Origin of the sequence: Cellulomonas sp. NPDC089187, from assembly GCF_040685135.1 — a bacterium.
Lineage (GTDB): Bacteria > Actinomycetota > Actinomycetes > Actinomycetales > Cellulomonadaceae > Cellulomonas.
This window is the reverse complement of the sequence record NZ_JBFBHI010000003.1, coordinates 376,918-399,614: the sequence shown is the minus strand read 5'-3', so window position 1 is coordinate 399,614 and position 22,697 is coordinate 376,918. Positions and strand designations below refer to the sequence as shown.

The following is a 22,697-nucleotide window of genomic DNA, read 5'->3' as shown; positions in this document are numbered from 1 at the left end:
TGATGGGTGTGGTCAACGTGACGCCGGATTCCTTCTCCGACGGTGGCGAGTGGTTCACACCGGATGCTGCGCTGCGGCACGGGCTGTCGCTGATCGCCGAGGGCGCGGACATCCTGGACGTCGGGGGTGAGTCCACCCGGCCCGGTGCCGAGCGGGTGCCCGAGGGCGAGGAGCTGCGCCGGGTCATCCCGGTGATCCGCGAGTTCACCGCCCGTGGCGTGCCAGTCAGTGTGGACACCACCCGGGCCGCGGTGGCGCAGGCGGCGGTCGAGGCCGGTGCGGTGATCATCAACGACGTCTCCGGCGGATTGGCCGACCCGGAGATCCACCAGGTGGTCGCCCGGACCGGCGTGGTCTACGTCGCGATGCATTGGCGCGGGCACGCGGATGTGATGGACCGGTTGGCCCACTACGACGATGTGGTCACCGATGTGCGGACCGAGCTGGCGCAGCGGGTGACCGAGCTGCGTGCCGCCGGGGTCGCCGATCACCAGATCGTGCTGGACCCCGGACTGGGATTCGCCAAACCCGGCTCCGCGAACTGGCCGCTGCTGGCCCGGCTGGACGAGCTGCTGGCCGACGGGTTCCCGGTGCTGGTCGGGGCCTCCCGCAAACGCTTCCTCGGCCACCTGTTGGCAGGAGCCGACGGGCAACCCGCCGCGCCGCTGGAACGGGACCGGGCCACCGCGGCGATCTCTGCCCTGGCCGCGGCCGCCGGGGCCTGGTGTGTGCGGGTGCATGAGGCACAGGGGACCGCCGACGCGGTGCGGGTGGCGTCGGCCTGGACGGGCGCACGGAACGTAGGAGAGGACGCACGATGAGCGAGCAGCCGACCACCCCGGACACGATCCGGCTGACCGGCGTCAGCGCCACTGGGTACCACGGCGTCTTCGACCACGAGCGGCGCGAGGGCCAGACTTTCGTCGTGGACCTGGTGATTGAGCTGGACACCCGGCGCGCGGCCGCTACGGACGACCTGAGCCACACCCTGGATTACGGCACCGTGGCCGAGCAGGTGGTGGCGGTGCTGCGCGGCGAGCCTGCCGCGTTGATCGAGACCGTCGCGGAGCGGATCGCGGCCACGGTGCTCGCCCACCCCCAAGCTCACGGCGTGGACGTGACGGTGCACAAGCCGCAGGCGCCGATCCAGGTGCCCTTCGGTGATGTGGAGGTCCGGGTGCACCGCGACCGCCACCGGTTGCCCGCCGCCGAGCCGTTGGCCGCGGACGCCCAGCCCTGGCAACCCGCCGCGGAGGAACTGCCCACCCCCGATGGGCGGCCGACCACCGGGCCGATCCGGGTGTCCGGCACCGGTGCCCCCGCCACCGCGGTGCTGCCCAGTGTGTCGCCGGAGGTCGCGGGTGGAGCGGTCGCCGGGGCGGCCCTGGCCGGGGCTGCGCTGGCCGGGACCCTGGGCGCACCGAGCCCGGAGCCGGAGCCGAGCGCGGATGCCGAGCAGTCCGCCGCCGCTGCCCTGGCCGGGATGACCGGTTCGGCACCGGTGCCGGTGGTCGGGTCGACCGCTGCCGACCCGGGGCCTGATCCGGTGGACCAGAGCGACCAGTTCGACGTCGCACCCGCCGAACCCACCGAGGTGGTGCTGGCCCTGGGCTCCAACCTCGGCTCGGCGCAGGAGACGTTGCGCGCCGCCGTGGTCGACATCGCCGACATCCCCGGCGTCGAGCTGCTGGAGGTCTCCGCGCTGGCCCGCACCGCGCCGGTGGGTGGCCCGGAGCAGCCGGACTACCTGAATGCGGTGGTGATCGCCCGGACCACGCTGGCCCCTCGGGCCCTGCTGCACGCCACCGGTGCCATCGAGCAGGCGCACGGCCGCGAGCGCCTGGAGCACTGGGGGCCGCGCACCCTGGACATCGACATCATCGCCTTCGGCGGGCTCAGCATGGTCACCGATGACCTGGAGCTGCCGCACCCGCGGGCACATGAGCGGGCCTTCGTGCTCCAGCCCTGGGCGCAGGTCCGCCCGGACGCGGTGCTGCACGGTCTTGGCGGTGGACCGGTGGCTCAGCTGGCCGCCACCGCCCCGGACCGCGAGGGTGTGCGCTGGTTGGCACTGGACTGGCTGACCCAGCCGCTGCCCGCCGCCGCGGAGACCGACCAGCCCGAGGGCGTGACCGTGGAGCCGGAGCATGACCCGGTGCGTGATCACCCGGCGCTGTTCGATATCCCGCCGATCCGCCCGGAGCTGCCGGAGCCCGACGCCGCCGCTGAGCATCAGGCACCCTGATATGTCCCGTACCCGGGTCGGCACACTGCTGCTGATCGCCGTGGTCACCGCCGCGGCGGCCTGGGCGGTGATCCGCGCGCTCGCCAGCCGAGGGATCCTGCTACCTGCCGTGCCGTGGGCGACCGGTCTGGTCCTGGTGTTCATCGCTGCGGTGGTGTGCTGGTTGGGCTGGACGGTCCGGCAGTACCTGCGCGGGAACCGCCCCGGGCTCGACCCGCTGCGGGCGGCACGGACCGCCGTGCTGGCCAAAGCGAGCAGCTACGCCGGTGCGCTGCTGGCCGGCTGGTACCTGGCGCAGGTGCTGCATGCCGTCACCGAGCTGACCGGCACCGTCCGACAGGACCAGGCGTGGTCGGCCGGGGTGGCCGTGGCCGGCGCGGTGGTGTTGACCGTCGTCGGACTGCTGGTCGAGTGGTGGTGTCACATCCCGCCGCCGCAGGACCCGGAGGAGCGTGAGCAAGTCGGCGACCCCGCGATGGGGTGATCTGCTCCGGTGATGCCAGGATGGTCGCCATGACCATCGAGCCGTTCGAACCCGAGGGCGTGTCCTGGACCCCGGTGTCGCCACGACTGATCACCGCCCGCCTGCTGGTGGCTGCTCTCTGGCTGATTCCTGTGCTGCTCTGTGCAGTGCTGGCGGCGGCGCTGTCCGGCCTGGTGTGGCTGTGGGCGCTCCCGGCCGCGGTGCTGGTGGTCGCGCTCTGGATCGGGTGGCTCGTCCCGCGTCAGGTCCGGGCGATGGGCTACGCCGAACGTGCCGATGACCTGCTGCTGCGACGCGGCATCCTGTTCCGGTCGATGGTCGTGGTGCCCTACGGGCGGATGCAGTACGTCGATGTGAACGCCGGTCCGCTGGCGCGCAAGTTCGGCATCGCCACTGTGCAGTTGCACACCGCCTCACCGAACAGTCAGGTCACGGTGGACGGTCTGCCCACCGACGAGGCCGCCCGGCTGCGTGACCAGTTGGCGTCCCGGGGCGAGGCCCGGCTGGCGGGGCTGTGAGCGCGCACCGACCGATCACCGCGGGCACGGCGGCCCAGATCGAGGACGGCGTCCAGTGGCGGCGGATGCACCCGGTCACCCCTGCGGTGAAGGGGTGGAAGGTCTTTGTGGCGGCGCTGGTGGTGATCGGTACCCAGTCCGCGGACGGCGTGCAGGAACTCGCCGACTGGCTGGGCGGTCGGGTGTGGCTGGCCGCGGCGGCACTCCTGGTCGTGGTGCTCCTGGTGGGTTTCGGCTACTCGGCCATCGCGTGGCGGGTCACCCGGTTCGCGGTCACCGACGATGCGGTGCAGCTGCGCACTGGTGTGCTGTTCCGCCAGCAGCGGCATGCCCGGTTGGACCGGTTGCAGGCCATCGACGTGGTGCAGCCGCTGTTGGCCCGCCTGTTCGGGCTGGCGGAGCTGCGGTTGGAGGTCGCAGGCGGTGCGGGTAGTGCGGTCTCGCTGGCCTTTCTGCGTGAGGCGGAGGCGGAGCAACTGCGGGCCGATCTGCTGGCCCGGGCGGCGGGACTGCACCGTCGCCCCTCGGATGCGGCACCGGCCCCTGGACCAGCGGTGGGCACGGATGCGGGTGCGACCGCCGGCCCGCACCCCGCGGCCCCAGTGGCCTCCGGTGGCATGACAGTTCCGGGTGCGCAATCTGCCATCGAGGGAGAGGTGCCGGGCGCGCCCGACTTCCTGCCCCCCGCGCAGACCGCCCCTGAGCGCCCGGTGTTCTCCGTCCCGCTGCCCCGACTCCTGCTGTCCACGCTGCTGACCTGGGCGGTGCTCTGGCTGCTGGTGTGGGTCGGCGTGGTCGTGGTGGTCATGATCGTCTCGCGCAGCATCGGGCCGGTGGTCGGCATCCTGCCCGCGATGTTCGCGGTGGTCTCCTACCTGTGGGGCCGACTGAATCGCGGCGCGAACTTCCGGGCGGCGATCTCCCCGGACGGCATCCGGCTGCGGCACGGACTGACCGAGACCCGGGCGCAGACCGTGCCGCCGGGGCGGGTGCAGGCGGTGCGGATTTACCAGAGCATCCTGTGGCGCAAGGCCGACTGGTGGCGGATGGAGATCAACGTCGCGGGCTACAGCCAGGAGGACGACAGCCAGCAGACCGACACCTCGCTGCTGCCGGTGGGCACCCGAGAGGACGTGATGTTGGCCCTGTGGCTGGTGCTGCCCGACCTCGGCGTCGAGGACCCGCACGCGCTGGTGGACGCCGGACTGACCCGGACCGACCGGGAGTTCGGGTTCCTCACCGCGCCCCGTCGTTCGCGCTGGCTGGATCCGATCGCCTGGCGTCGTACCGGCGTCACCGTGACCGAGCGGGCGCTGCTCATGCGGCGTGGCCGGATCACGCGGTGTCTGGTGGTCGTCCCGCATGAGCGCACCCAGTCGCTGGGGCTGAGCCAGGGTCCGTTGGAACGTCGGATGGGGCTGGCCAGCTTCCAGGTGCACTCCACGCCGGGGCCGGTCACACCCGCCGTGCACCACCTGGCCGCCACGGATGCAGCGCAATTGATCGAGGACCAGTCGGTGCGGGCACGGACCGCCAGGGCTGGTGCCGGTCCGGAACAGTGGATGAGCGGACGATGACCACACGGTTGGGCGTGGGCGTGATCGGTGCCGGGCGGGTCGGTGCGGTGCTGGGCAGCGCGCTGCGCTCGGTCGGCCACCCGGTGGTCGGTGTCTCGGCGGTGTCGGAGGCCTCACGCGAGCGGGCCGAGACGCTGCTGCCGGGGGTGCCGGTGCTGGACGTGCCGGAGGTGGTGCGTCGGGCCGAGCTGGTGTTGTTGGCGGTGCCGGACGATGCCCTGCCGGAGCTGGTCGAGGGCCTGGCGCGCACCGGTGCATGGCAGCCCGGGCAGATCGTCGTGCACACCGCCGGGCGTTACGGGGCCGCGGTGCTGGACCCGGCCCGGGCGAAGGGGGTCATCCCGGTGGCGTTGCACCCGGCGATGACTTTCACCGGCACGTCCTTGGATCTGGCCCGGTTGGAGGGCTGCACCTTTGCGGTGACCGCTCCGACTCCGGTTTTGCCGATCGGACAGGCACTGGTGGTCGAGATGGGCGGTGAACCGGTGGTGGTCGAGGAGTCGGCGCGGCCGCTCTATCACGCGGCACTCGCCCACGGGGCGAATCACCTGGTGGTGTTGGTCGCCCAGGCTGGTGAGGCGCTGCGGGCGGCTGGGGTGTCCGACCCCGGGGCGGTGCTGCGACCGTTGCTGGACGCGGCGTTGGACGGTGCGCTGCGGGCGGAGTCCGCGGGGGGTGCGATCGCCACGCTGACCGGTCCGGTCCGGCGGGGGGATGCCGGTACGGTGCGCGACCATCTGGCCGAACTGACCGATCTGGCCGGGCGGACCGGGGCGGCCGACGTGCTGGACTCCTATACCGCGCTGTCCCGCGCGGCCACCTCACGGTCGCTGGTGGAGGGGCTGATCACCCAGGCGCAGAGTGAGGCACTGCTGGACGTGTTGCAGCCGACTCACACCTCGGGGGGAGCCGGGGGTAGCGTTCCCGACGTTCAGCCCACCGATCCGAAGGACCAGGAATGACCACCGCACCCACTTTGGCGCGTACCCGGGCTGAGTTGGAGGTGGCGCTCCGACCCGTTCCGCGGTCGGTGGTGATGACCATGGGTGCCTTGCACGAGGGGCACCTGTCCCTGGTGCGGGCGGCCCGGTCGCGGGGCGAGCAGGTGGTGGTGACGATCTTCGTCAACCCGTTGCAGTTCGGCCCCAGCGAGGACCTGGACCGCTACCCGCGGGATCTGACCGGTGACCTGGCGCAGCTGACCGGTCCAGGGCTGCTCGGGCCCGGTGACGTGGTCTTCGCCCCGGAACCGGCTGAGGTGTACCCGGATGGTGATCCGGTGGTGCGGGTGTCCGCCGGTGCCATCGGCGAGGTCTATGAGGGTGCGGTCCGGCCCGGCCACCTTGACGGTGTGCTCACCGTGGTGCTCAAGCTGATGCACCTGACCCGGCCTGATGTGGCGCTGTTCGGGCGCAAGGACGTCCAGCAGTTGGTGGCGGTGAGCCGGATGGTGCGTGACCTCGATCTGGGCCTGAGTGTCGTCCCGGTGCCCACCGTGCGCGACGAGGACGGTCTGGCGCTGTCCTCACGCAACGCGTATCTGACCGAGGACCAGCGCCCGGCCGCCTTGGGCTTGTCCCGGGCGCTCGCGGCGGGGGAGCGGGCCGCGGCCGAGGGTGCCGATCCCGCCACCGTGCGGGCCGTCGCCCAGGAGACGCTGATCGCCGCCGGGGTGCTCGCCGACTATGTGGCATTGGTCGACCCGTTGACCTTCGCCGACCTGCCCGAGGACGACCGTCCGCAATCCGGCTCGGTGTCGGTGCTGGCGGTCGCCGGTCGGGTCGGCGACACCCGACTGATCGACAACACGGACGTGAGGTGGGCGTGACTATGCAGCGCCCGATGATGATCGGCAAGATCCACCGCGCCACCGTCACCCAGGCCGACCTGCACTACGTCGGTTCCATCACGGTCGACGCTCACCTGCTCGCGGCAGCGGATCTGCTGCCAGGACAGCAGGTGGACGTGGTCGACGTGACCAATGGTGCGCGCCTGACCACCTACGTGATCGCGGGGGAGCCGGGTTCGGGGCAGATCTGCATCAACGGTGCCGCTGCCCACCTGGTGCACCCCGGTGACCTGGTGATCCTGATTGCCTACGGCATGCTCGACGACGACGAGGCCCGCACGTATCAGCCGCATGTGGTGCTGGTGGATGCGGACAACCGGATCATGGACACCGGCCATGATCCGGGCACCGTGCCGGAGTCCTGGACCGCACAGTCCGGTCTGCATCCCAGTGGACTGCCCTTCGACGACGGGCGCACCGCGGTCCGTGACGACGACGGTCACCACGGAGGCCACGAGGGCACCGCAGTCCGCGATGACGACAAGCAGCACTCGGGCCAGAAGGGCGACAGCCGCGCCCTCCTCGGCGACGGTCCGGACACCGGTCGGTGACCACGCCGGTCCTGGCGCGCACCCTCGCCGCACCCGCCCCCGGGTGGACCGTGACTGCTGATGCCGTGGTGGTCGGCTCCGGGATCGCCGGGCTGACCGCCGCCCTGGAGCTGCGTAGCCGGGTGGACCGGGTGCTGCTGGTCACCAAGGGCGAGCTGGTCTCGGGCTCCACGATCTGGGCGCAGGGCGGCATCGCGGCGGCACTCGACCCCACCGACTCCCCGGCCGCGCACCTGCACGACACCCTGGAGGCCGGGGTCGGACTGTGCGACCCGCGGGCCGCGGAGGTACTGGTCACCGAAGGGCCGGCCCGGGTGCGGCAGTTGGTGGACGCCGGGGCGGTGTTCGACACCGCGCCGGACGGACGGATCGCGTTGACCCGGGAGGGTGGTCACCGGGCGGACCGGGTGGCCCATGCCGGGGGTGATGCCACCGGGGCGGAGATCTCCCGGGCACTGATCGCGCAGCTCACCGCCGTGCAGGAGGCCCCGGGCATCGAGGTGATCGAGCATGCCCTGGTGCTCGATGTGCTGACCGCAGCCCCCGACGCCGACGGGCGACCCGGCCCGGTGTGCGGGGTGACGCTGCATGTGATCGGCGCGGGGTCGCGGGACGGAGTGGGCGCGGTGCTGGCACCCGCGGTCGTCCTGGCCACCGGCGGGATCGGTCAGGTGTTCCCCTCCTCCACCAACCCGGCGCAGGCCACCGGCGACGGCATGGCCGCCGCGTTGCGGGCCGGCGCGGCGGTGGCGGATGCCGAGTTCGTGCAGTTCCACCCGACGGTGCTCTGGCTGGGCTCCGGGGTGAAGGGTCAGTTGACGCTGATCTCCGAGGCGGTGCGCGGCGAGGGCGCGGTCCTGCTGGACGTGGACGGCCAACGGTTCTTGCCCTCGGTGCATCCGATGGCCGAGCTGGCACCCCGGGATGTGGTGTCCCGGGCGATTGTCGATCAGCTCTCCCGCACCGGGTCGGACCATGTGCTGGTAGACGCCCGACACCTGGGCAGCGCGGCAGCCCGCCGCCGATTCCCGACCATCGCGGCGCGGCTGGCCGAACACGGGCTGGACCTGGGAGCGGACCTAATCCCGGTCGCCCCGGCGCAGCACTACCACTCCGGGGGTGTGCTCACCGACCTGTCCGGACGGTCCACGCTGCGCGGGCTGTACGCGGTCGGCGAGGCGGCCTGTACCGGGGTGCACGGGGCGAACCGGTTGGCGTCCAACTCGCTGCTGGAGGGCCTGGTGTTCGCGCATCGGGCCGCCCGCGATGTCGCCGAGCGGATCGCCCGGGGTCGACTGGGCCACGCCGACCCGGTGCGGCGCGCGGGGGCGAGCGCCCTGGTGTCCGGTGCCGCCCGGTCGCGGGTGCAGTGGATCGCGGCAGCCGGGCCGGGGGTGCTGCGATCGGCTGACGGGCTGCGGACCGCTGCTGACCAACTGGCAGCCGTCCGGACCGATGCGCACCGCGACGCCGACGGGGGAGAGGCTCTCGCCGATCCGCAGGTCGCTGAGTGGGAGACCACCAACGTGCACCAGGTCGCCACGGTGCTGACCGCGGCGGCCACCGAGCGCACCGAGACCCGTGGCGGTCATGTGCGGACGGACTTCCCGGCGACCGACCCGACGTGGGCCGTGCGGGTGCGGGCGGAGTTGGACCCGGACGGTGGGCTGACGCTGACCCGGGTACCGGTGGCGGACTGACCCTGCGGCAGACCGAGTGTGCTGGCGCGGCGGCGTGCCGCCTAGGCTCGTGGGGTGAGCGCAGCCGAGCAGCCCCGGACCGTCCCCACCGTCGACCCGGGACGCCTCGACCCCGACTGGCTGCGCCGCACGGTGCGGATCGCCCTGGACGAGGATCTGGGCCCCGAACCCGGTCGTGACCTGACCACCCAGTCCACTGTGCCCAGCCACTTGCGCGGCACGGCCCATCTGGTCGCCCGTGAGCCCGGCGTGGTGGCGGGCCTGCCGGTGGTGGCCGAGGTGACCGCGCAGGTGGCCCAGCGCCTCGGCCTGCCACCGGTGACCGTCGACCAGCGGGTGCCAGACGGTGCCCGGGTCGAGCGGGGCGACGTGCTCGTGGTGGTGACCGGCCCGGTGCAGGTGCTACTGGTGGCCGAGCGGACCGCGTTGAACCTGGCCTCGCGGGCCTCCGGGGTCGCGAGTCACACCCGCCGCTGGGCGGACGTGCTGGCCGGTTCCGGCGCGCAGGTGCTCGACACCCGCAAGACCACCCCCGGCCTGCGGGAACTGGAGAAATACGCGGTGCGCTGCGGCGGTGGGACCAATAAGCGGATGGGCCTGCATGACGTCGCGATGATCAAGGACAACCACGTGGTGGCTGCCGGGGGTATCACTGCCGCCATCGAGGCGGTGCGCTCGCGGTTCGGCGATGTCCCCTTGCAGGTGGAGGCGGACACCCCGGCGCAGGCACTGGAAGCGGTGGCGGCCGGTGCCCGGTTCCTGCTGCTCGACAATATGCCGCCGGAGGTGCTGACCGAGGTCGTCACGTCGGTGCGTGCCGGGGAGTCGAACACCGGCCCGATCGAGCTGGAGGCCACCGGCAACCTCACCCTGGATCGGGCTGCCGCGGTGGCGGCCACCGGCGTGGACTACCTGTCGGTCGGGGCGCTGACCCATTCCTCGCCGATCCTGGACCTGGCGCTGGATCTGGTCGACGGGCTGTCGCAGGCGTAGACATGACGAGGGCCCCCGGGGAGCGATCCCCGGGGGCCCTCGTGGGTGTCAGCCGCGTGCGCCCTTGCGGCCAGTGATGGCACCGTAGATCGCCAGGACGATCACCGATCCGACAATGGCCAGCGCCCAGGTCTGGATCGACCAGAAGTCCTCCAGCGGCGCATCGAAGATGATGCTGCCGAGCCATCCGCCGACCAGCGCACCGATCACACCGAGCAGCAGAGTGGCGAACCAGCCGCCGTTGTCACGCTTGAGGATCGCCTTGGCGATGGCACCCGCGATGAGCCCGAGAATGATCCAACCGAACAGTCCCATGTCAGTCCTCCCTCGTATTGACGCAGTGAACCGTGACATGGGATCGGGCGCTCCGCATCCGGAACGCCCCAGGTCAGCGGACGATGGCCCGCAGATCGGCCTGCGCGGACCGGTAGAGGTCGAGCGGGTCGGTGTCCTGGGTCTCGGCCCATCGGGCCCAGAGCGCATTCCAGACGGCGACCGCGACCTCGGCGAGCACCAGCAGGGTCCGGGGATCTAGTTCCGGACGCAGTGCGGTCAGCCGGGCGCGCAGCCGCTGGGCGAGTTGGCGTTCCTGTGCGGCGGCCAGTCCGCGTAGATCGGGTTCGGCGGCCAGCAGGCGGGCCAGCCGCCGTGCCTCCTCGTCCCCTGCTGACATCGCTGCGGCGGCGGTGGACTCCACGGCGGACAGCAGGTCCGGGAGGGTGGCATCCGCGGGGACGTCCAACCCGTCTATGGCCTGGCGCAGCCGACGTTGACCGGGCAGTGCGGCCTGCTCCTTGCTGGTGAAGTGTCGGAAGAACGTCCGGGTCGAGATGCCCGCCCGGTCGGCGATCTGCTGCACCGTGGTCTCGCGGACGCCCTGCTGCTCGAACAGATCCAGCGCGGCGCGGTGGATCTCCTGATGGGTGGCGGCATGCCGTCGGGCGCGCAGGTCCTGCGGGGCGTCGTCCATGGCGACCTTCCTAGCACGTGTGGCGGAACTCACTGGTCCTGGCGGACCAAGACATGTTGGCACGATGTGACATCATTTCCTGTCTTCCCACCCCCACAGGAACGAGTGCTTCCGCATGCCCGAAACCCAGCTCCGCGACCAGCGCACCAGCACCGGTCACACCCCACCGCAGACGATCGGTCGTCCGGTGGTGGTCCTGTTGGCCGTGCTGGTTGTCGCCGCGCTGGTGATGATCCTCAACGAGACCGTGCTCTCGGTGGCCCTGCCCGCGCTGATGGGCGACTTTGGCGTCACCGCCGCCACCGCACAGTGGTTGACCACCGGATTCATGCTGACCATGGCCGTGGTGATCCCGACCACGGGGTTCCTGCTCCAGCGCTGCACCACCCGCACCCTGTTCCTGGCCGCGATGGGCCTGTTCGCGGTCGGCACCCTGCTGGCCGTGATCGCACCGAACTTTCTGGTGATGCTCCTGGCCCGCGTCGTGCAGGCCTGCGGAACGGCGATCATCCTGCCGCTGCTGATGACCACCACCCTGCACAGCGTGCCGCCCGCCCGGCGCGGCACCGTGATGGGCCTGAACTCCGTGGTCATCTCCGTTGCCCCCGCCATCGGCCCCACCGTCTCCGGCATCGTGGTCGACGCCCTGGGCTGGCGCTGGCTGTTCGGCCTCATGCTTGCGGTCACCGCCGTCGTGCTGGCGATCGGCCTGGGCGCGGTGCGCTCCGGCGGCGAGACCCGCTCGGCGCCGCTGGACCTCGGCTCGGTGCTGCTGTCCCTGATCGGCTTCGGCGGACTCGTCTACGGTCTGGGCTCCATCTCGACCGTGGTCGACGGCGACTGGATCGCCCCGGTGGTCTCCCTGGCGGTCGGCATCGCCGGCCTGACCGTCTTCGTCTTCCGGCAGAACGGCCTCCAGCGCCACGACTCCGCGCTGCTGGACCTGCGCCCGTTCCGGGTCGGGGCGTTCCGGGTGTCGGTGATCGTCGTGATGATCTGCATGGCGACGATGCTCGGCAGCGTCGTGGTGCTGCCGCTCTACTTGCAGGGCACCCTCGGGGTCAGCGTGCTCACCACCGGTCTGCTGCTGCTCCCCGGCGGACTGATCCAGGGGCTGGTCTCCCCACTGGTCGGTCGGCTGTACGACAGCATCGGCCCGCGCCCGTTGGTCATCCCCGGTGCGATCCTGCTCGCCGGTGGTCAGTGGTGGTTGTCGACCATGGACGCCTCCACCTCCACTGGCATGGTGGTCGCCCGGCATGTGGTGTTCTGCGTCGGCATGGCCATGCTGATGACCCCGCTGATGACTCTCTCGCTCGGGTCGCTGCCGCGTGAGCTGTACGGGCACGGGTCGGCGATCATGAACACCCTCCAGCAGCTCGCCGGTGCGGCTGGCACCGCGGTGATGGTGGCGGCCATGACCATCGGCGCGCGCTCCTCGATGGAGCACGGGGTGCGGATCGCGTTCGTGGTCGGTGGGGTGCTCGGGATCGTCGCGCTGGTCGGTGCGGTGCTGGTCAAGCGGCCGCAGCCGGTTCCTTCCGGAAGATGATCTTCAGGATCGGGAAGAACACCACGAACGAGATCAACGCGTTGATGACCATCGTCAGCACGTCGGCTCCAGCCTCCCCGGTGCCGCCCCAGCGCCCGATCATCCACTGGTAGATCGGATCCTTGTAGAAGCCCTGCAACCAGGCGGCCAGGACCGTGATGATCACGTACGCCAACGCGTACCAGGCCGCTGCGCGCCACGGGTTGGAGGTCGACTTGAATGTCACCCTCCGCTGCAAGAAGAAGTTGATCACCTGCGCCACCAGCAAGGTCAGCTGCACCGCCAGGAAGTACGCCAGCCCACCACCGCCCTCCGGCAGGGCCCCGGCCGGGTAGTCGAAGAGAAAGAACTGGCTTCCGTCTGCGTTGGTGGTGGTGGGCAGCACCTGGAACGTCGTCTCCACCAGACCAGTCCGGCCGAAGATCCACTTGAGGAGCGGCATCAGCGCCAGCTGCAGCACAGTCATCCCCATGCTGATCAGGCTGAAGACAACGAACTCGGCAGTGGCGGGTCGGGCGGTGGCGAACCGCGCCCAGGTCCGGGTGAGGCGGGGCATGTGGCGTCCTTCTGACACGGGTGGCCGGCTCGTTCCGGACCCGTGGCTCAGGTAAGCGCAGGCCACCCGCTCGAGAACATGCGACGGGGACAACCTGTCGGCTGAGCCGCACAGGTTGTCCCCCTGATCGAGTGCGTCACTTGCGTCGCGCCGTGATCACCGTCGACCGAACGGATCAGTCCTGACTGCCCGGCCTGCGCCAGTGCCGCCGACCGAGGATCAGCAACGCCCCCGTCGCGAGCAGCAGCGTGGCCAGTGCGGCCGCACCGCCGACCTGTGCGCCGGTGACCGGCAACCCACCCGATCGCCGCCCGGCATCACCCGGGTCCGGAACGGGTGCCGGTGCTGCCGCGATGTCGTCATTGGTCACCGTGCAGACCACATCGCCGCGGTCACCGATGGTCACCGTGTCGCCATCGACCGCCAGCTCGCTGCCGTCATTGCGGTCCACACACACCCACCCCTGCGCGGTGTACCCCGCCGGGCCTGACTCCGCCAAGGTGTAGGTACCCGGGTCGACCGGTGCCAGCGTCACCTCCGGTGCATCGGTGACCCCGCTGATCCCCGGGGTCGGGCCGGTGGCGCTCAGAGTCCAGTCCCGCGCGGTCGCGGTGCCGCCCGCGTCATTGATCACCTGCTTGACGAGGGTGAGGAACGGTTCGCACTCCACCCGGTTCACGACCTGCACGGTGCGGGGATCGCCCGCGGTCACGGTGGCAGGCAGGGGAGCGTCGGCGGCGGCTCCGTCAACGGCGGTCACCCGGGCATCGATCAGGCGGCAGCCCTCCGGCAGATCGACCTGCTCATCGACCACCACATCCTCTGCGCCGTCGTAGCCCTCGCGGATCGCGCCCCAGTCCTGATTGCTCGCCGCCGCGCCGCCCGGACCGGTGAGGGTCAGCTGCGCGGAGTAGTCGGCGGGCTGGTCGCCCTCGGCATAGGTCTGCCCCTGGATCACCCAGGTTTTCTCCACCTGCACCGAACTGAGCACCTTGTTGTAGACCAGGCAGTTGATGAATCCTGCCTCGGGCAGTCCGACTGAGAAGGCGGTCTCGCCGGTGTTGGTCACTGGGACCGGGGCGTCGTCATCGAGTTTGTCGACACAGCTCGCATGTGCGCCACCAGGACTGACCAGCGTGTATCCGGGTTGCTGCGTCTCGGTCAGCTCCATCACCGTGTCCGCCGGGGTGCCCTGGTAGGTCGCGGTGAACGCCACCGACCCGGTTCCGTCATCCTCGGTGGTCTTGCTGCTCGCATCCAGCGTGACATCCGGGTCGGCGATCTCGGCGTCGAACTGCCAGCCCGCCCCCGCCACCTGCGCCCCGGTCACGTCGTCGCCGGTGTTCTCGGTCGGGACGATGAGCTTGGTGACGTTCACTCGGGGCACGCAGTTGCTCAGCACCAGATTGCGCAACGTCTGCCCGGCCGCCTCAAAGTTGTCCACATCGAAGTAGTCCGCCAGCTCCGGGTTCGGCCCGCCGGTGTAGAACGTCTCACCGGACAGCGCGCGCAGGTTCAGCCGGGTCACGTCGTCGACGCCGGAGCCCACGCCCATCACCACCAGGCGCGACCCTTCGGCCTTGATCGCGTTGGCGGAGTAGATGCCGTTCTCCACATCCGCGAAGTGCGTCGTGCCGCCGGTGCCCAGATTCGGTGACGCGCTGTACCGGGTCGGGTTGCCGTCGGTGATCATCACCACCAGCTCGTACGTCGGGTCAGCCTGGGCCACCGACCACAGCCCGCGGTCCCAGTTGGTGCCTGACCCGGTCGACCAGTTCGCGTACTGCGCCTTGAACTGCGCCGCGCTCTGCGCCGTGGCGACCGACACCAGCTCCGGGTAGTTCTGCGTGCCCGTGCTGGGGGAGTTCGCGTCGAAGGAGAACACCGCTGCCCGCGAGGGTGTCCCCACCAAGGAGTCCGCGATGGTGTTCGTCGCCGCTTTCAGGTTGGTCACTTGGCTGCCCAGTGACGAGGACAGATCCAGCACGAACGCGATGTCGATCCCGCACGCGGCCTGGAACGGCGGGTTGGTCCGCGACTGCTGCCAGACACCCTCGGAGGCATCCTCCGAGCTGCCCGACACCGCCGGCTGCGCCATGAAATCCGACTGCGAGGAGTAGGTCTGCCCCGCCACCAGCGCCGGAGTCGTGAAGGTGTAGGGCCGCGCCGTCGACACCGACCCGCTTCCGTTCCCGGTCCGCAGAGTGGGGTTCGTGTACCAGCCCGCCGGGGCGGAGATCTGCTGCACCACGAACTGCGCTCCCGCGTTCGCGCCACCGTCCTGCGTGTCCGGCACCGTGAAAGAACAGTCGCCATCCGCGTCGGAGGTGCACACGCCCCAGGACGGGTCCACCGCCTCGGTGTCACCCGCTGCCGCGTACAACCCCAACTGCGTGCCCGCTAGGGGCGCCACCGTCCGGGTGCCGGTCCGGTCACCGCCCACTCGCACGGTGACCACTGACTCCCCGGCGGCGGGCGTCGGTACGGCAGCCCATGCGGGTGTCGCGGCGAGACCGAGCCCGGCCAGGACCGCGGCGGCCATCGCGGCGGACCATCGTGTGCGCGGACGGGTGGTGCGTGGCATGTTCCCTCACTTCGGCTGCGGCTCTCCTGTGCACCGTAGGGAGTTTCCGGTCTGGGCGAAAGCGCTGGTTCAGGCGAGTGAGGGGGATTCAGCGGTGTGTCGCCGAATCAGCACGGCCACCCCCACACCCAGGGCCGTGAGTGCGCCGGTCACGAGGAAGACGGTCGAAGTCCCGGCCACACCGCCCAGCCAGCCGGCCACGATCGGTCCGGACACCTGCCCGAGGTACTGCGCTGAAACGTTGTAGCCCAGGACCAGCCCGACGGAGGTTGCCGGGACGATCCGCCGCAGCGTGCTGACGACGGTCGGCGTGATCCCGCCGAGGGCGAGCCCGGTCACGAATCTCAGCGCCGCGAAACTCCACAGGGTGGGTGCGGACGACTGGACCATCAGGAGCACCGTCGCCACTGCCAGGCTCGCGGTCAGCACTCGCAGCGGGCCCACCCGGTCGGCGAGCTTGCCGAGCCAAGGCCCGGAGAGCACTGTGCCGAGGGCGGTCAGCGAGAACACGGCTGCCGAGGCGATGGCGACGTTCGCCGTGCTCCCGGTCAACTTCTCCACATGCACGGTGATGATCGGTTCGACTGACATCGTCGCGAACATCAACAGGGTGGACAGGCCGAGCAGTGCGACGGGTCGGTGCGCGGGGTGGGCCCCGTGGGGATCGAACCCACAACCCGCGGATTAAAAGTCCGCTGCTCTGCCAATTGAGCTAGAGGCCCCGTACTGCCCGCCTAGCCTAGCGGCGCATGGCACGTGACCGAGGTCACCCCACCCCGCGCTCGCGTTCGCGTCACTCCCGGCGTCTCTGTTCACATGACCTGCGATCTGAGCACCGGCCTCTGCGGTCCGGCGGAGTCCGAGCAGCGCGTGCGCGTCACCTACGTCACCGATCCGATCTGCTCCGCGTGCTGGGCGATGGAACCCGCCTGGCGATCGGCCCGGCTGCGGTTCGGTGACACCCTCGACGTGCAGCATGTGTACGGCGGGCTGTTGCCCAGCTGGGACGGGTTCGCCGACCCTGCCAACGGCATTCATGGGTACGAGGATGTCGCCGAGCACTGGCGGGAGATGGCCGAGCACGTCGGTCAGGCGACCGCGGTGAGTGTGTGGGCCGATGACCCGATCCTGTCGAGCTTCCCGGCGTCGATGGTGATGACCGCGGTGCGGTTGATCGATCCGGAGCGGGAGGAGTCGGCGCTGCGGGCCCTGCGCGAGCAGCTGTTCTTCCACGGTCGGAACATCGGGCGGCCGGAGATCTGGTCCGCCGCGGTGGGTGTCGACCCGGATCTGGTGGCGCAGAAGCTGGCGGACGGCTCCGCGAAGCGAGAGTTCGCGGCGGATCTGGGACGCGCTCGGGCGCTCGGGGTGTCGGGCTTCCCGACCCTGGTGGTCGAGTCCGGTGGGGACCGCTTTGCGTTGCGCGGGGTGCAGAGCCCGGAGCGGCTGACCGCCGTGCTGGGTGCGCTGGTCGGACAGGTGCCGGACGGTCGTCCCCGGGAGCTGGCTGAGGCGATCACGACGCTGGGCTCGGGCACCACCGCCGAGTACGCCGCGGTGCTCGATCTGCCCGAGCAGGTACTCGTTGCGGGCCTCACCGACGCGGGCCTACGCCGGATCGACCTGCCGGGAGGCGCAGCATGGCTGTCATGAGTGTTCAGTCCGAGCGCCGCGAACTCCTGACCCGCATGGTCGCCGAGCAGCCCGGGCGGTTGGCCCGCAAGATGCGCGCGGCCGGACACCAGGGCGCCGATGCCGAGGATCTGGCGCAGGAGACGCTGCTGCGGGCACTGCGGTCGTTGGAGGGTGTCCGCGGACCGGCGGATGAGGCATTGATGTGCGGGTGGGTTGATCGGATCGCCACGAATCTGGCCCGGTCCGCCCACCGTGCGCAGGCGCGGCATCCGCAGGACCCCCTGGAGTCCGCGCCGGAACCCGCCGACCCCGGCGACGCCGACCTGATCGCCTGCCGCCGGTCGTTGGAGCCGTTGCTGTCCGGGCTTCCGGAGTCGCAGCGGGTGGTGTTCGTCGCCCGCGTGCTGGAGGAACGCAGCACCGCCGAGGTCGCTGCTGAGCTCGGCATCCCGGACGACCTGGTCCGCTGGCGGCTGCGCACCGCCCGCCGACGCCTGCGCGAGCAGCTCGACCGCGACTGAACGGCTCCGGTCGGAGTCGTCCCCTCACACCCGGCGTGCACCACCCGGTGCCACGTCCTACTTCCGCACACCCTGATGGAGGAATCACCATGATCACCAACCCCACTGACCTGCACCCCGCCTGGGCCGCCGCGTTCAACGCCGCGGATGTCGACGGCATGCTCGCCCTGGCCGAGCCGGGGTCCGGATTCGCCCCGCAGCCCGGCACCGTGGTGACCGGCGACGACTACCGCGCCGCCCTCGGCGGATTCCTGGCGATGGGCCTGCCGATCTCCCTGACCCTCAAGCACAGCCTGGTCAGCGGGGACATCGCGCTGCTGATCTACGACTGGACGATCGCGGGCACCGCAGCGGACGGCTCCGAGGTGTCGATGTCCGGCACCACCGCCGACGTTGCCCGCCTGGGTGAGCAGGGGTGGAAGTACGTGCTGGACAACCCGTTCGGCACGGCCTGAGAACCAGATCCGGCGGGCGGCACGAGTCGCCCGCCGGATGCTCGGCTCACCGCGTCCGCGCCACCTCCCGCACGAACCGCCCCGCCCGCTCCCGCAGCCCTTCGATCCGCAGCTGCACAATGAGCTCGCGCTCCTCCTCGGTGGCGTCGCCGGCCTCCGCGCGGGTGGGCTTGCGCCGGACGTTCTGCGAGCACTGGAACTCGCCGCAGATCAGCGTGCCGATGGTGTCGCCCTTGCGTCCGGCCGCTCCGCCGCGGCGCGCGACGTAGAGCGCTACGTCGTCGGTGTTGACCACGTCCTCGCACCAGGCGCACACGGCCTTGCGCCGCTTGCCGGTGCGCTCGGCGGCGCGCAGCAGGACGGCGACCGGTTCGCCGTCGACCTCGGCGACGACATAGGAGGACAGCGGCGCTTTGCGGTCGCGCCAGCCCAGGTAGTCGAGGCGATCCCAGTTCAGGGAGTCGAGGTCGGGAAGGGTCGCCTGCGCTGCTTCGCGACGGGAGGCGTTGACGAAGGCGGAACGGATCTGCTGCTCGGTGAGCGCGTGCATGGTGGGTCCTTGGGTGACGAGGGGTGTGCGGGGTCAACGAAGTCCCGCGTCGCCAGTACCTGAGGTCAGGCGACGCCGGGGCGGGTGCGCGCGAAGCAGGCCATGTCGGCCACCCCGCATCCCGTGATGCCCCGCATCAGCACTCCTCGATTCGATTCCGGACCGCGGATGACGGTACGCCCCGCACGCCGACGCGTCGAGCCGTTTCAGCGGTAGTAGACCGCCAGCGGGTACGGTGCGGAGCCCTCGACCACCTGGACCGGGGTGCCGAACACGTCCTCCAGCACGTCGGGGCGCATCACCTCGGTGGGGGTGCCGGTGTGCACCACCTGCCCGTCCCGCAGCGCGACGATGTGATCGGCGTAGGCGGAGGCGAAGTTGATGTCGTGCAGCACCATGACGATGGTCGACCCGAGCACGTCGCAGGCGTGCCGCAGTTGGCGCATCATGTCGACGGCATGGCGCATGTCCAGGTTGTTCAGCGGCTCGTCGAGCAGCACGTAGCGGGTGTCCTGGGCGAGGACCATCGCGACATAGGCCCGCTGCCGCTGGCCACCGGAGAGCTCGTCCAGGTAGCGACCGGCCAGGTCGACCAGGTCGAGCAGCTCCAAGGCGGTGTCGACGCGCTCGCGGTCGGCGGCGGTCAGGCGGCCCTGCGAGTGCGGGAACCGACCGTACTCGACCAGCTGCCGCACGGTCAGTCGGGTGACGAAGTGGTTCTCCTGCCGGAGGACCGACAGCACGGTGGCCAGGTCGCGGGTCGGAGTGCTCGCCACGTCCTTGCCGTCGACGGTGGTGTGCCCGCCGGAGGCGTCCAGCAGCCGACCGATGATGGTGAGCATCGTGGACTTGCCCGCCCCGTTCGCGCCGACCAGCGCGGTGATGCCCCCGGCGGGGATCTCCAGGTCCACCGGACCGAGCACGCGGGTGCCGTGGTAGCTCTTGGAGACGTCGGTCAGGCGGATCATCGCAGTCCCTTGCGCAGCAGGAGGATCAAGAAGGTCAGGCCACCGGCGAACTCGATGATCACCGAGAGCATCCCGGCGGCGTAGAACACGTGCTTGAGCACGGCGTAGCCGGTGAGCAGGGTGGCGGTGCCGAGCAGCACCGCCATCGGCAGCACCCGGGCATGCTGCGGGCCGGGGGTGAGGGCGTAGGCCAGTGTCGCCACCAGGAACCCGAGGAAGGTCATCGGCCCGACCAGCGTGGTGGAGATCGACACCAGCAGCGCGACCACGATCAGGACGGCGGTGACTTCACGCCGGTAGTGCAGGCCGAGCCCGGTGGCGGTGTCACGGCCCAGCGCCAGCACATCGAGCCGGTGCCGACGCCGCCACACCCACACCCCGACCAGCACGCAGATCAGCGCGGCCCACGGCAGGTACTCCGGGTTGGAGTTGGACAGGTTCCCGAACAGCCGGGCGGAGAGGATGTCGAACTCGCTCGGGGTGAGCAGCCGTTGCATGAAAGTCGACAGCGAACCGAAGCCCAGCCCGAGAACGACGCCGACCAGCAGCATCAGATGCAGGTTGGACCGCTTGCCGGAGAACAGCCAGCCGTACAACACCGTGGCGAAGCCGACCATCAACGCGCTCTGGATGATCACCTTGGGCAGGCCGTCGGTGGCGGTGAGCGAGGCGGCACCGAACAGGAACACCAGCGCGGTCTGCATCACGGTGTACAACGCGTCGAACCCCATGATCGACGGGGTCAGGATGCGGTTGCCGGTGACGGTGTGGAACAGCACCGTCCCCACCGCCTGACAGAACGCCACCACCAGCACCGTGCCCAGGCTGGTGATCCGCATCCGCAACACCAGGTCGAACGCCCGGGTGCCCGGCTCGCTGCTGATCCCGTAGCCGAGCACCACCGCGGCGGCGAGCACGGTCAGCAGACCGAGCGCGGCGTACCGGGGCCAGATCCGCTCAGCCACGACGCCACTGCCGGGTGATCAGGGCCAGGAACACGGCCGCGCCGACGATGCCCAGCACCATCGACACCGGCACCTCGAAGGGCATCCGTACGACCCGGCCGATGATGTCGCACACCGTGATCAGCGCGACCCCGCCCAGACACACCCAGGGGATCGAGGAACGCAGATCGTCACCGCGGATCAACGACACGATATTCGGCACCACCAGACCGAGGAACGGCAGGAACCCGACGACGACAGTGGTCACCCCGGTCGACACCGCGACCAGTACGGTGCCGAGCAGCACCAGCCGGTCGTAGTGCAGCCCGAGCCCGGTCGCCACGTCCTTGCCCAACCCGGCGACGGTCAACCGGTCGGCAAGCAGCCACACCGCCACCGCGACGAGGGCGACCACCCACAACACCTCATACCGGCCGCGCACCACCTGGGTGAAGGAGCCCATGAACCAGGTCCCGAGCATCTGCAACCGGTCCGTGGACACCGCGAGGTACGTGGTGAAGGACGACACCACCGCGCCCAGCATGATCCCGACCAGGGGCACGACCAGCGACGACCGGAACGCGATCCGGCGCAGCACGGACATGAACACCAGCGTGCCAACCAGGGCGGCGGCGCTCGCGGCCAGCATCTGCACGGTCAGCCCGGCGCGCGGTGCGACCAGTGTCGTGATCAACAACCCGAGCGCGGCCCACTCGGTGGTGCCGGTGGTGGTGGGCTCGACGAACTTGTTCTGGGTGAGCAGCTGCATCACCAGGCCGGAGGTGCTCATCGCGATCCCGGCCAACACCAGCGCCAGCGTCCGCGGCACCCGGGAAGCCCAGAACATCCGCCAGCCACCCTCAGCGGACAGGTCGTACATCCCGATGAACAGCGAGAGCACCACCAGTGCGAGGACCACGATCACGGCGGTGGGCAGCGCGAAGCGCCGCAGCGACCATCGCGGGTTGACGACGGTCGCTGCGGCTCCGGAGGGCGGAGCAGAGGTCACGCGGAGAAGGCGTCCCGGATCTGCTCGAACAGGGCGGTGTACGCCTGGATGTCCTCGGTCAGGTAGAAGTTCGGGTCCAGGTAGATGACCTGGCCCTCCTGCACCGCCGTGACGTTCGCCAACAGCTCGGAGCCCTCGATCAGCTCCTGCGCGGCGACATAGCCCTCGGTGTCCAGCGCCCCGTCACGGTCCAGCACGATCAGCCAGTCCGGGTTGGCCTGAGCGATGGCCTCCAACGAGATGTCGTCGCCGTGGGTGGCGTCCTCCGCCTCGGTCTCGATCGCCGGGACCAGATCTAGCGCGGTGAACACCGGTCCGACCGACCGACCGGAGCCGGGTGCCGCGTAGGAGATCTCCCCGCCCGAGGTGATCAGCCCCAGCGCGGTGCTGCTCCCGTCGTACGCGTCCTTGGCCTCGGCGGTGGCGGTCTCCAGCGCCTCGGTCAGCTCCTGCGCCTCATCCTGCTTGCCGAAGATCTCGCCCAGCGTGGTCACCTGGCGGATCAGACCGTCGGTGATCAGCTCGTCGTCCTGCGGCTCGGTCTCGATAGTGGTGGCGATCTCCGACAGCTGGTCGTAATAGTCACCGAACCGGCTGCCACCGATGATCAGATCGGGCTCCGCGGCGATGACCTGCTCCAGATCCGGCTCGCGGTGGGTGCCGACATCCAGGATCGCCTCATCGTCCTGGTACTCCGGCCAGATCCCGGTGCCCATCAGGCCCTTGGCCGCAGCCACCAGCTCGACGTCCCAGTCGCTCAGCGTCTGCAGCACGTGGTTGTCCAGTGCCACCACCCGCTCTGGCTGATAGGGGACCTCCACCTCACCGTGGTTGTCCGTGATGGTCACGGTCTCCGGGGTGGCGGCGGCGCTGGTGGAGCTGTCAGAACTCGCCTCGGTGCTCGAGGAGCACCCGGTGAGGGCGATCAGCCCCGCGGCCAGGGTCGCGGCGATCAGGGTCGGGCGGCGCAGGACGGTCACGTGGAACTCTCCGTGGTTGCGGTTGCCGGCTGGGGTCTTGCCGGTCGGTCGGGACG

24 protein-coding genes and 1 tRNA gene are annotated in these 22,697 nt (G+C 70.6%); 14 read left to right on the top strand and 11 right to left on the bottom strand.

The genetic code is table 11. The features are described 5' to 3' along the window. Positions 1 to 2 precede the first annotated feature (2 nt). The 10 genes from folP to nadC are packed head-to-tail and all read left to right on the top strand — an operon-like array spanning position 3 to position 9,917. Positions 3 to 821, top strand: coding sequence for a dihydropteroate synthase (gene folP, locus AB0N78_RS10140; protein ID WP_363389893.1), 819 nt, complete (start codon positions 3 to 5; stop codon positions 819 to 821). Next, positions 818 to 2,245 carry a 2-amino-4-hydroxy-6-hydroxymethyldihydropteridine diphosphokinase gene (gene folK, locus AB0N78_RS10135; protein ID WP_363389290.1) on the top strand — a complete coding sequence of 476 codons (1,428 nt, stop codon included), beginning with the start codon at positions 818 to 820 and terminating at the stop codon, positions 2,243 to 2,245. Before folP ends, folK begins: the two co-directional genes overlap by 4 nt. A gap of 1 nt (position 2,246) precedes the next feature. Then, a complete protein-coding gene (locus tag AB0N78_RS10130; RefSeq protein WP_363389287.1) occupies positions 2,247 to 2,729 on the top strand; it encodes a DUF3180 domain-containing protein in 483 nt (160 codons plus the stop codon). 29 nt (positions 2,730 to 2,758) lie between these two features. Next, positions 2,759 to 3,247: a PH domain-containing protein gene (locus tag AB0N78_RS10125; RefSeq protein ID WP_363389284.1), complete on the top strand. Its 489-nt coding sequence runs from the start codon at positions 2,759 to 2,761 to the stop codon at positions 3,245 to 3,247. Further along, complete coding sequence (locus AB0N78_RS10120; protein ID WP_363389281.1) at positions 3,244 to 4,824, top strand: PH domain-containing protein; 1,581 nt, start codon at positions 3,244 to 3,246, stop codon at positions 4,822 to 4,824. The genes AB0N78_RS10125 and AB0N78_RS10120 overlap by 4 nt, the downstream gene beginning before the upstream one ends. Further along, the gene (locus AB0N78_RS10115; protein WP_363389277.1) at positions 4,821 to 5,786 is read left to right on the top strand and encodes a DUF2520 domain-containing protein; all 966 of its coding nucleotides are present in this window, start codon (positions 4,821 to 4,823) and stop codon (positions 5,784 to 5,786) included. The genes AB0N78_RS10120 and AB0N78_RS10115 overlap by 4 nt, the downstream gene beginning before the upstream one ends. Further along, on the top strand, positions 5,783 to 6,652 hold the full coding sequence (panC, locus tag AB0N78_RS10110; protein WP_363389274.1) for a pantoate--beta-alanine ligase: 870 nt from the start codon (positions 5,783 to 5,785) through the stop codon (positions 6,650 to 6,652). The genes AB0N78_RS10115 and panC overlap by 4 nt, the downstream gene beginning before the upstream one ends. A gap of 2 nt (positions 6,653 to 6,654) precedes the next feature. Next, positions 6,655 to 7,224 (top strand): aspartate 1-decarboxylase, encoded by a 570-nt coding sequence (gene panD / locus AB0N78_RS10105; protein ID WP_363389890.1) that lies wholly within the window; start codon positions 6,655 to 6,657, stop codon positions 7,222 to 7,224. Beyond that, on the top strand, positions 7,221 to 8,924 hold the full coding sequence (locus AB0N78_RS10100) for an L-aspartate oxidase (protein ID WP_363389271.1): 1,704 nt from the start codon (positions 7,221 to 7,223) through the stop codon (positions 8,922 to 8,924). The genes panD and AB0N78_RS10100 overlap by 4 nt, the downstream gene beginning before the upstream one ends. Before the next feature lie 54 nt (positions 8,925 to 8,978). Beyond that, a complete protein-coding gene (gene nadC / locus AB0N78_RS10095; RefSeq protein WP_363389268.1) occupies positions 8,979 to 9,917 on the top strand; it encodes a carboxylating nicotinate-nucleotide diphosphorylase in 939 nt (312 codons plus the stop codon). 48 nt (positions 9,918 to 9,965) lie between these two features. On the opposite strand, the gene AB0N78_RS10090 is transcribed toward nadC, so the two are convergent. After that, positions 9,966 to 10,232 carry a GlsB/YeaQ/YmgE family stress response membrane protein gene (locus AB0N78_RS10090; RefSeq protein ID WP_363389265.1) on the bottom strand — a complete coding sequence of 89 codons (267 nt, stop codon included), beginning with the start codon at positions 10,230 to 10,232 and terminating at the stop codon, positions 9,966 to 9,968. A 73-nt stretch (positions 10,233 to 10,305) separates the two neighbouring features. Further along, positions 10,306 to 10,887, bottom strand: a complete 582-nt coding sequence (locus tag AB0N78_RS10085) for a helix-turn-helix domain-containing protein (protein ID WP_363389262.1) — start codon at positions 10,885 to 10,887, stop codon at positions 10,306 to 10,308. Between the two features lie 115 nt (positions 10,888 to 11,002). Between AB0N78_RS10085 and AB0N78_RS10080 the strand changes: the two genes are divergently transcribed. Then, the gene (locus tag AB0N78_RS10080) at positions 11,003 to 12,439 is read left to right on the top strand and encodes an MDR family MFS transporter (RefSeq protein ID WP_363389259.1); all 1,437 of its coding nucleotides are present in this window, start codon (positions 11,003 to 11,005) and stop codon (positions 12,437 to 12,439) included. Here AB0N78_RS10080 and AB0N78_RS10075 read toward each other — a convergent pair. From AB0N78_RS10075 to AB0N78_RS10060, 4 genes are all read right to left on the bottom strand, one after another. Beyond that, positions 12,405 to 12,995, bottom strand: a complete 591-nt coding sequence (locus tag AB0N78_RS10075) for a hypothetical protein (protein WP_363389256.1) — start codon at positions 12,993 to 12,995, stop codon at positions 12,405 to 12,407. The genes AB0N78_RS10080 and AB0N78_RS10075 overlap by 35 nt on opposite strands. 175 nt (positions 12,996 to 13,170) lie before the next feature. After that, complete coding sequence (locus AB0N78_RS10070) at positions 13,171 to 15,579, bottom strand: hypothetical protein (protein ID WP_363389253.1); 2,409 nt, start codon at positions 15,577 to 15,579, stop codon at positions 13,171 to 13,173. 69 nt (positions 15,580 to 15,648) lie between these two features. Then, positions 15,649 to 16,185: an MFS transporter gene (locus tag AB0N78_RS10065; RefSeq protein ID WP_363389250.1), complete on the bottom strand. Its 537-nt coding sequence runs from the start codon at positions 16,183 to 16,185 to the stop codon at positions 15,649 to 15,651. Positions 16,186 to 16,228: 43 nt separating this feature from the next. Beyond that, a tRNA-Lys gene (locus tag AB0N78_RS10060) sits at positions 16,229 to 16,301 on the bottom strand. A 94-nt stretch (positions 16,302 to 16,395) separates the two neighbouring features. On the opposite strand from AB0N78_RS10060, the gene AB0N78_RS10055 reads away from it, so the two are divergent. From AB0N78_RS10055 to AB0N78_RS10045, 3 genes are all read left to right on the top strand, one after another. After that, the gene (locus AB0N78_RS10055; protein ID WP_363389247.1) at positions 16,396 to 17,232 is read left to right on the top strand and encodes a DsbA family protein; all 837 of its coding nucleotides are present in this window, start codon (positions 16,396 to 16,398) and stop codon (positions 17,230 to 17,232) included. Next, positions 17,229 to 17,735 carry an RNA polymerase sigma factor gene (locus AB0N78_RS10050; RefSeq protein ID WP_363389244.1) on the top strand — a complete coding sequence of 169 codons (507 nt, stop codon included), beginning with the start codon at positions 17,229 to 17,231 and terminating at the stop codon, positions 17,733 to 17,735. The genes AB0N78_RS10055 and AB0N78_RS10050 overlap by 4 nt, the downstream gene beginning before the upstream one ends. Positions 17,736 to 17,824: 89 nt before the next feature. Beyond that, complete coding sequence (locus AB0N78_RS10045; protein WP_363389242.1) at positions 17,825 to 18,190, top strand: nuclear transport factor 2 family protein; 366 nt, start codon at positions 17,825 to 17,827, stop codon at positions 18,188 to 18,190. Positions 18,191 to 18,236: 46 nt separating this feature from the next. Here AB0N78_RS10045 and AB0N78_RS10040 read toward each other — a convergent pair whose 3' ends face one another. The 5 genes from AB0N78_RS10040 to AB0N78_RS10020 form a co-directional block, all read right to left on the bottom strand. Beyond that, positions 18,237 to 18,740, bottom strand: coding sequence for an FBP domain-containing protein (locus tag AB0N78_RS10040; protein ID WP_363389239.1), 504 nt, complete (start codon positions 18,738 to 18,740; stop codon positions 18,237 to 18,239). A gap of 206 nt (positions 18,741 to 18,946) precedes the next feature. Continuing rightward, the gene (locus AB0N78_RS10035) at positions 18,947 to 19,708 is read right to left on the bottom strand and encodes an ATP-binding cassette domain-containing protein (protein WP_363389236.1); all 762 of its coding nucleotides are present in this window, start codon (positions 19,706 to 19,708) and stop codon (positions 18,947 to 18,949) included. Beyond that, the gene (locus AB0N78_RS10030) at positions 19,705 to 20,673 is read right to left on the bottom strand and encodes an iron chelate uptake ABC transporter family permease subunit (protein ID WP_363389233.1); all 969 of its coding nucleotides are present in this window, start codon (positions 20,671 to 20,673) and stop codon (positions 19,705 to 19,707) included. The genes AB0N78_RS10035 and AB0N78_RS10030 overlap by 4 nt, the downstream gene beginning before the upstream one ends. Beyond that, on the bottom strand, positions 20,666 to 21,604 hold the full coding sequence (locus AB0N78_RS10025; RefSeq protein WP_363389887.1) for an iron chelate uptake ABC transporter family permease subunit: 939 nt from the start codon (positions 21,602 to 21,604) through the stop codon (positions 20,666 to 20,668). Before AB0N78_RS10025 ends, AB0N78_RS10030 begins: the two co-directional genes overlap by 8 nt. A 53-nt stretch (positions 21,605 to 21,657) precedes the next feature. Next, on the bottom strand, positions 21,658 to 22,641 hold the full coding sequence (locus AB0N78_RS10020; protein WP_363389230.1) for an ABC transporter substrate-binding protein: 984 nt from the start codon (positions 22,639 to 22,641) through the stop codon (positions 21,658 to 21,660). Between the last annotated feature and the right edge of the window lie 56 nt (positions 22,642 to 22,697).

Coding starts and splice junctions, on each gene's coding strand:
- folP (WP_363389893.1), top strand. CDS start 3: ATGGGTGTGGTCAACGTGACGCCGGATTCCTTCTCCGACGGTGGCGAG.
- folK (WP_363389290.1), top strand. CDS start 818: ATGAGCGAGCAGCCGACCACCCCGGACACGATCCGGCTGACCGGCGTC.
- AB0N78_RS10130 (WP_363389287.1), top strand. CDS start 2,247: ATGTCCCGTACCCGGGTCGGCACACTGCTGCTGATCGCCGTGGTCACC.
- AB0N78_RS10125 (WP_363389284.1), top strand. CDS start 2,759: ATGACCATCGAGCCGTTCGAACCCGAGGGCGTGTCCTGGACCCCGGTG.
- AB0N78_RS10115 (WP_363389277.1), top strand. CDS start 4,821: ATGACCACACGGTTGGGCGTGGGCGTGATCGGTGCCGGGCGGGTCGGT.
- panC (WP_363389274.1), top strand. CDS start 5,783: ATGACCACCGCACCCACTTTGGCGCGTACCCGGGCTGAGTTGGAGGTG.
- panD (WP_363389890.1), top strand. CDS start 6,655: ATGCAGCGCCCGATGATGATCGGCAAGATCCACCGCGCCACCGTCACC.
- AB0N78_RS10090 (WP_363389265.1), bottom strand. CDS start 10,232: ATGGGACTGTTCGGTTGGATCATTCTCGGGCTCATCGCGGGTGCCATC.
- AB0N78_RS10085 (WP_363389262.1), bottom strand. CDS start 10,887: ATGGACGACGCCCCGCAGGACCTGCGCGCCCGACGGCATGCCGCCACC.
- AB0N78_RS10080 (WP_363389259.1), top strand. CDS start 11,003: ATGCCCGAAACCCAGCTCCGCGACCAGCGCACCAGCACCGGTCACACC.
- AB0N78_RS10075 (WP_363389256.1), bottom strand. CDS start 12,995: ATGCCCCGCCTCACCCGGACCTGGGCGCGGTTCGCCACCGCCCGACCC.
- AB0N78_RS10070 (WP_363389253.1), bottom strand. CDS start 15,579: ATGCCACGCACCACCCGTCCGCGCACACGATGGTCCGCCGCGATGGCC.
- AB0N78_RS10055 (WP_363389247.1), top strand. CDS start 16,396: ATGACCTGCGATCTGAGCACCGGCCTCTGCGGTCCGGCGGAGTCCGAG.
- AB0N78_RS10050 (WP_363389244.1), top strand. CDS start 17,229: ATGAGTGTTCAGTCCGAGCGCCGCGAACTCCTGACCCGCATGGTCGCC.
- AB0N78_RS10045 (WP_363389242.1), top strand. CDS start 17,825: ATGATCACCAACCCCACTGACCTGCACCCCGCCTGGGCCGCCGCGTTC.
- AB0N78_RS10040 (WP_363389239.1), bottom strand. CDS start 18,740: ATGCACGCGCTCACCGAGCAGCAGATCCGTTCCGCCTTCGTCAACGCC.
- AB0N78_RS10035 (WP_363389236.1), bottom strand. CDS start 19,708: ATGATCCGCCTGACCGACGTCTCCAAGAGCTACCACGGCACCCGCGTG.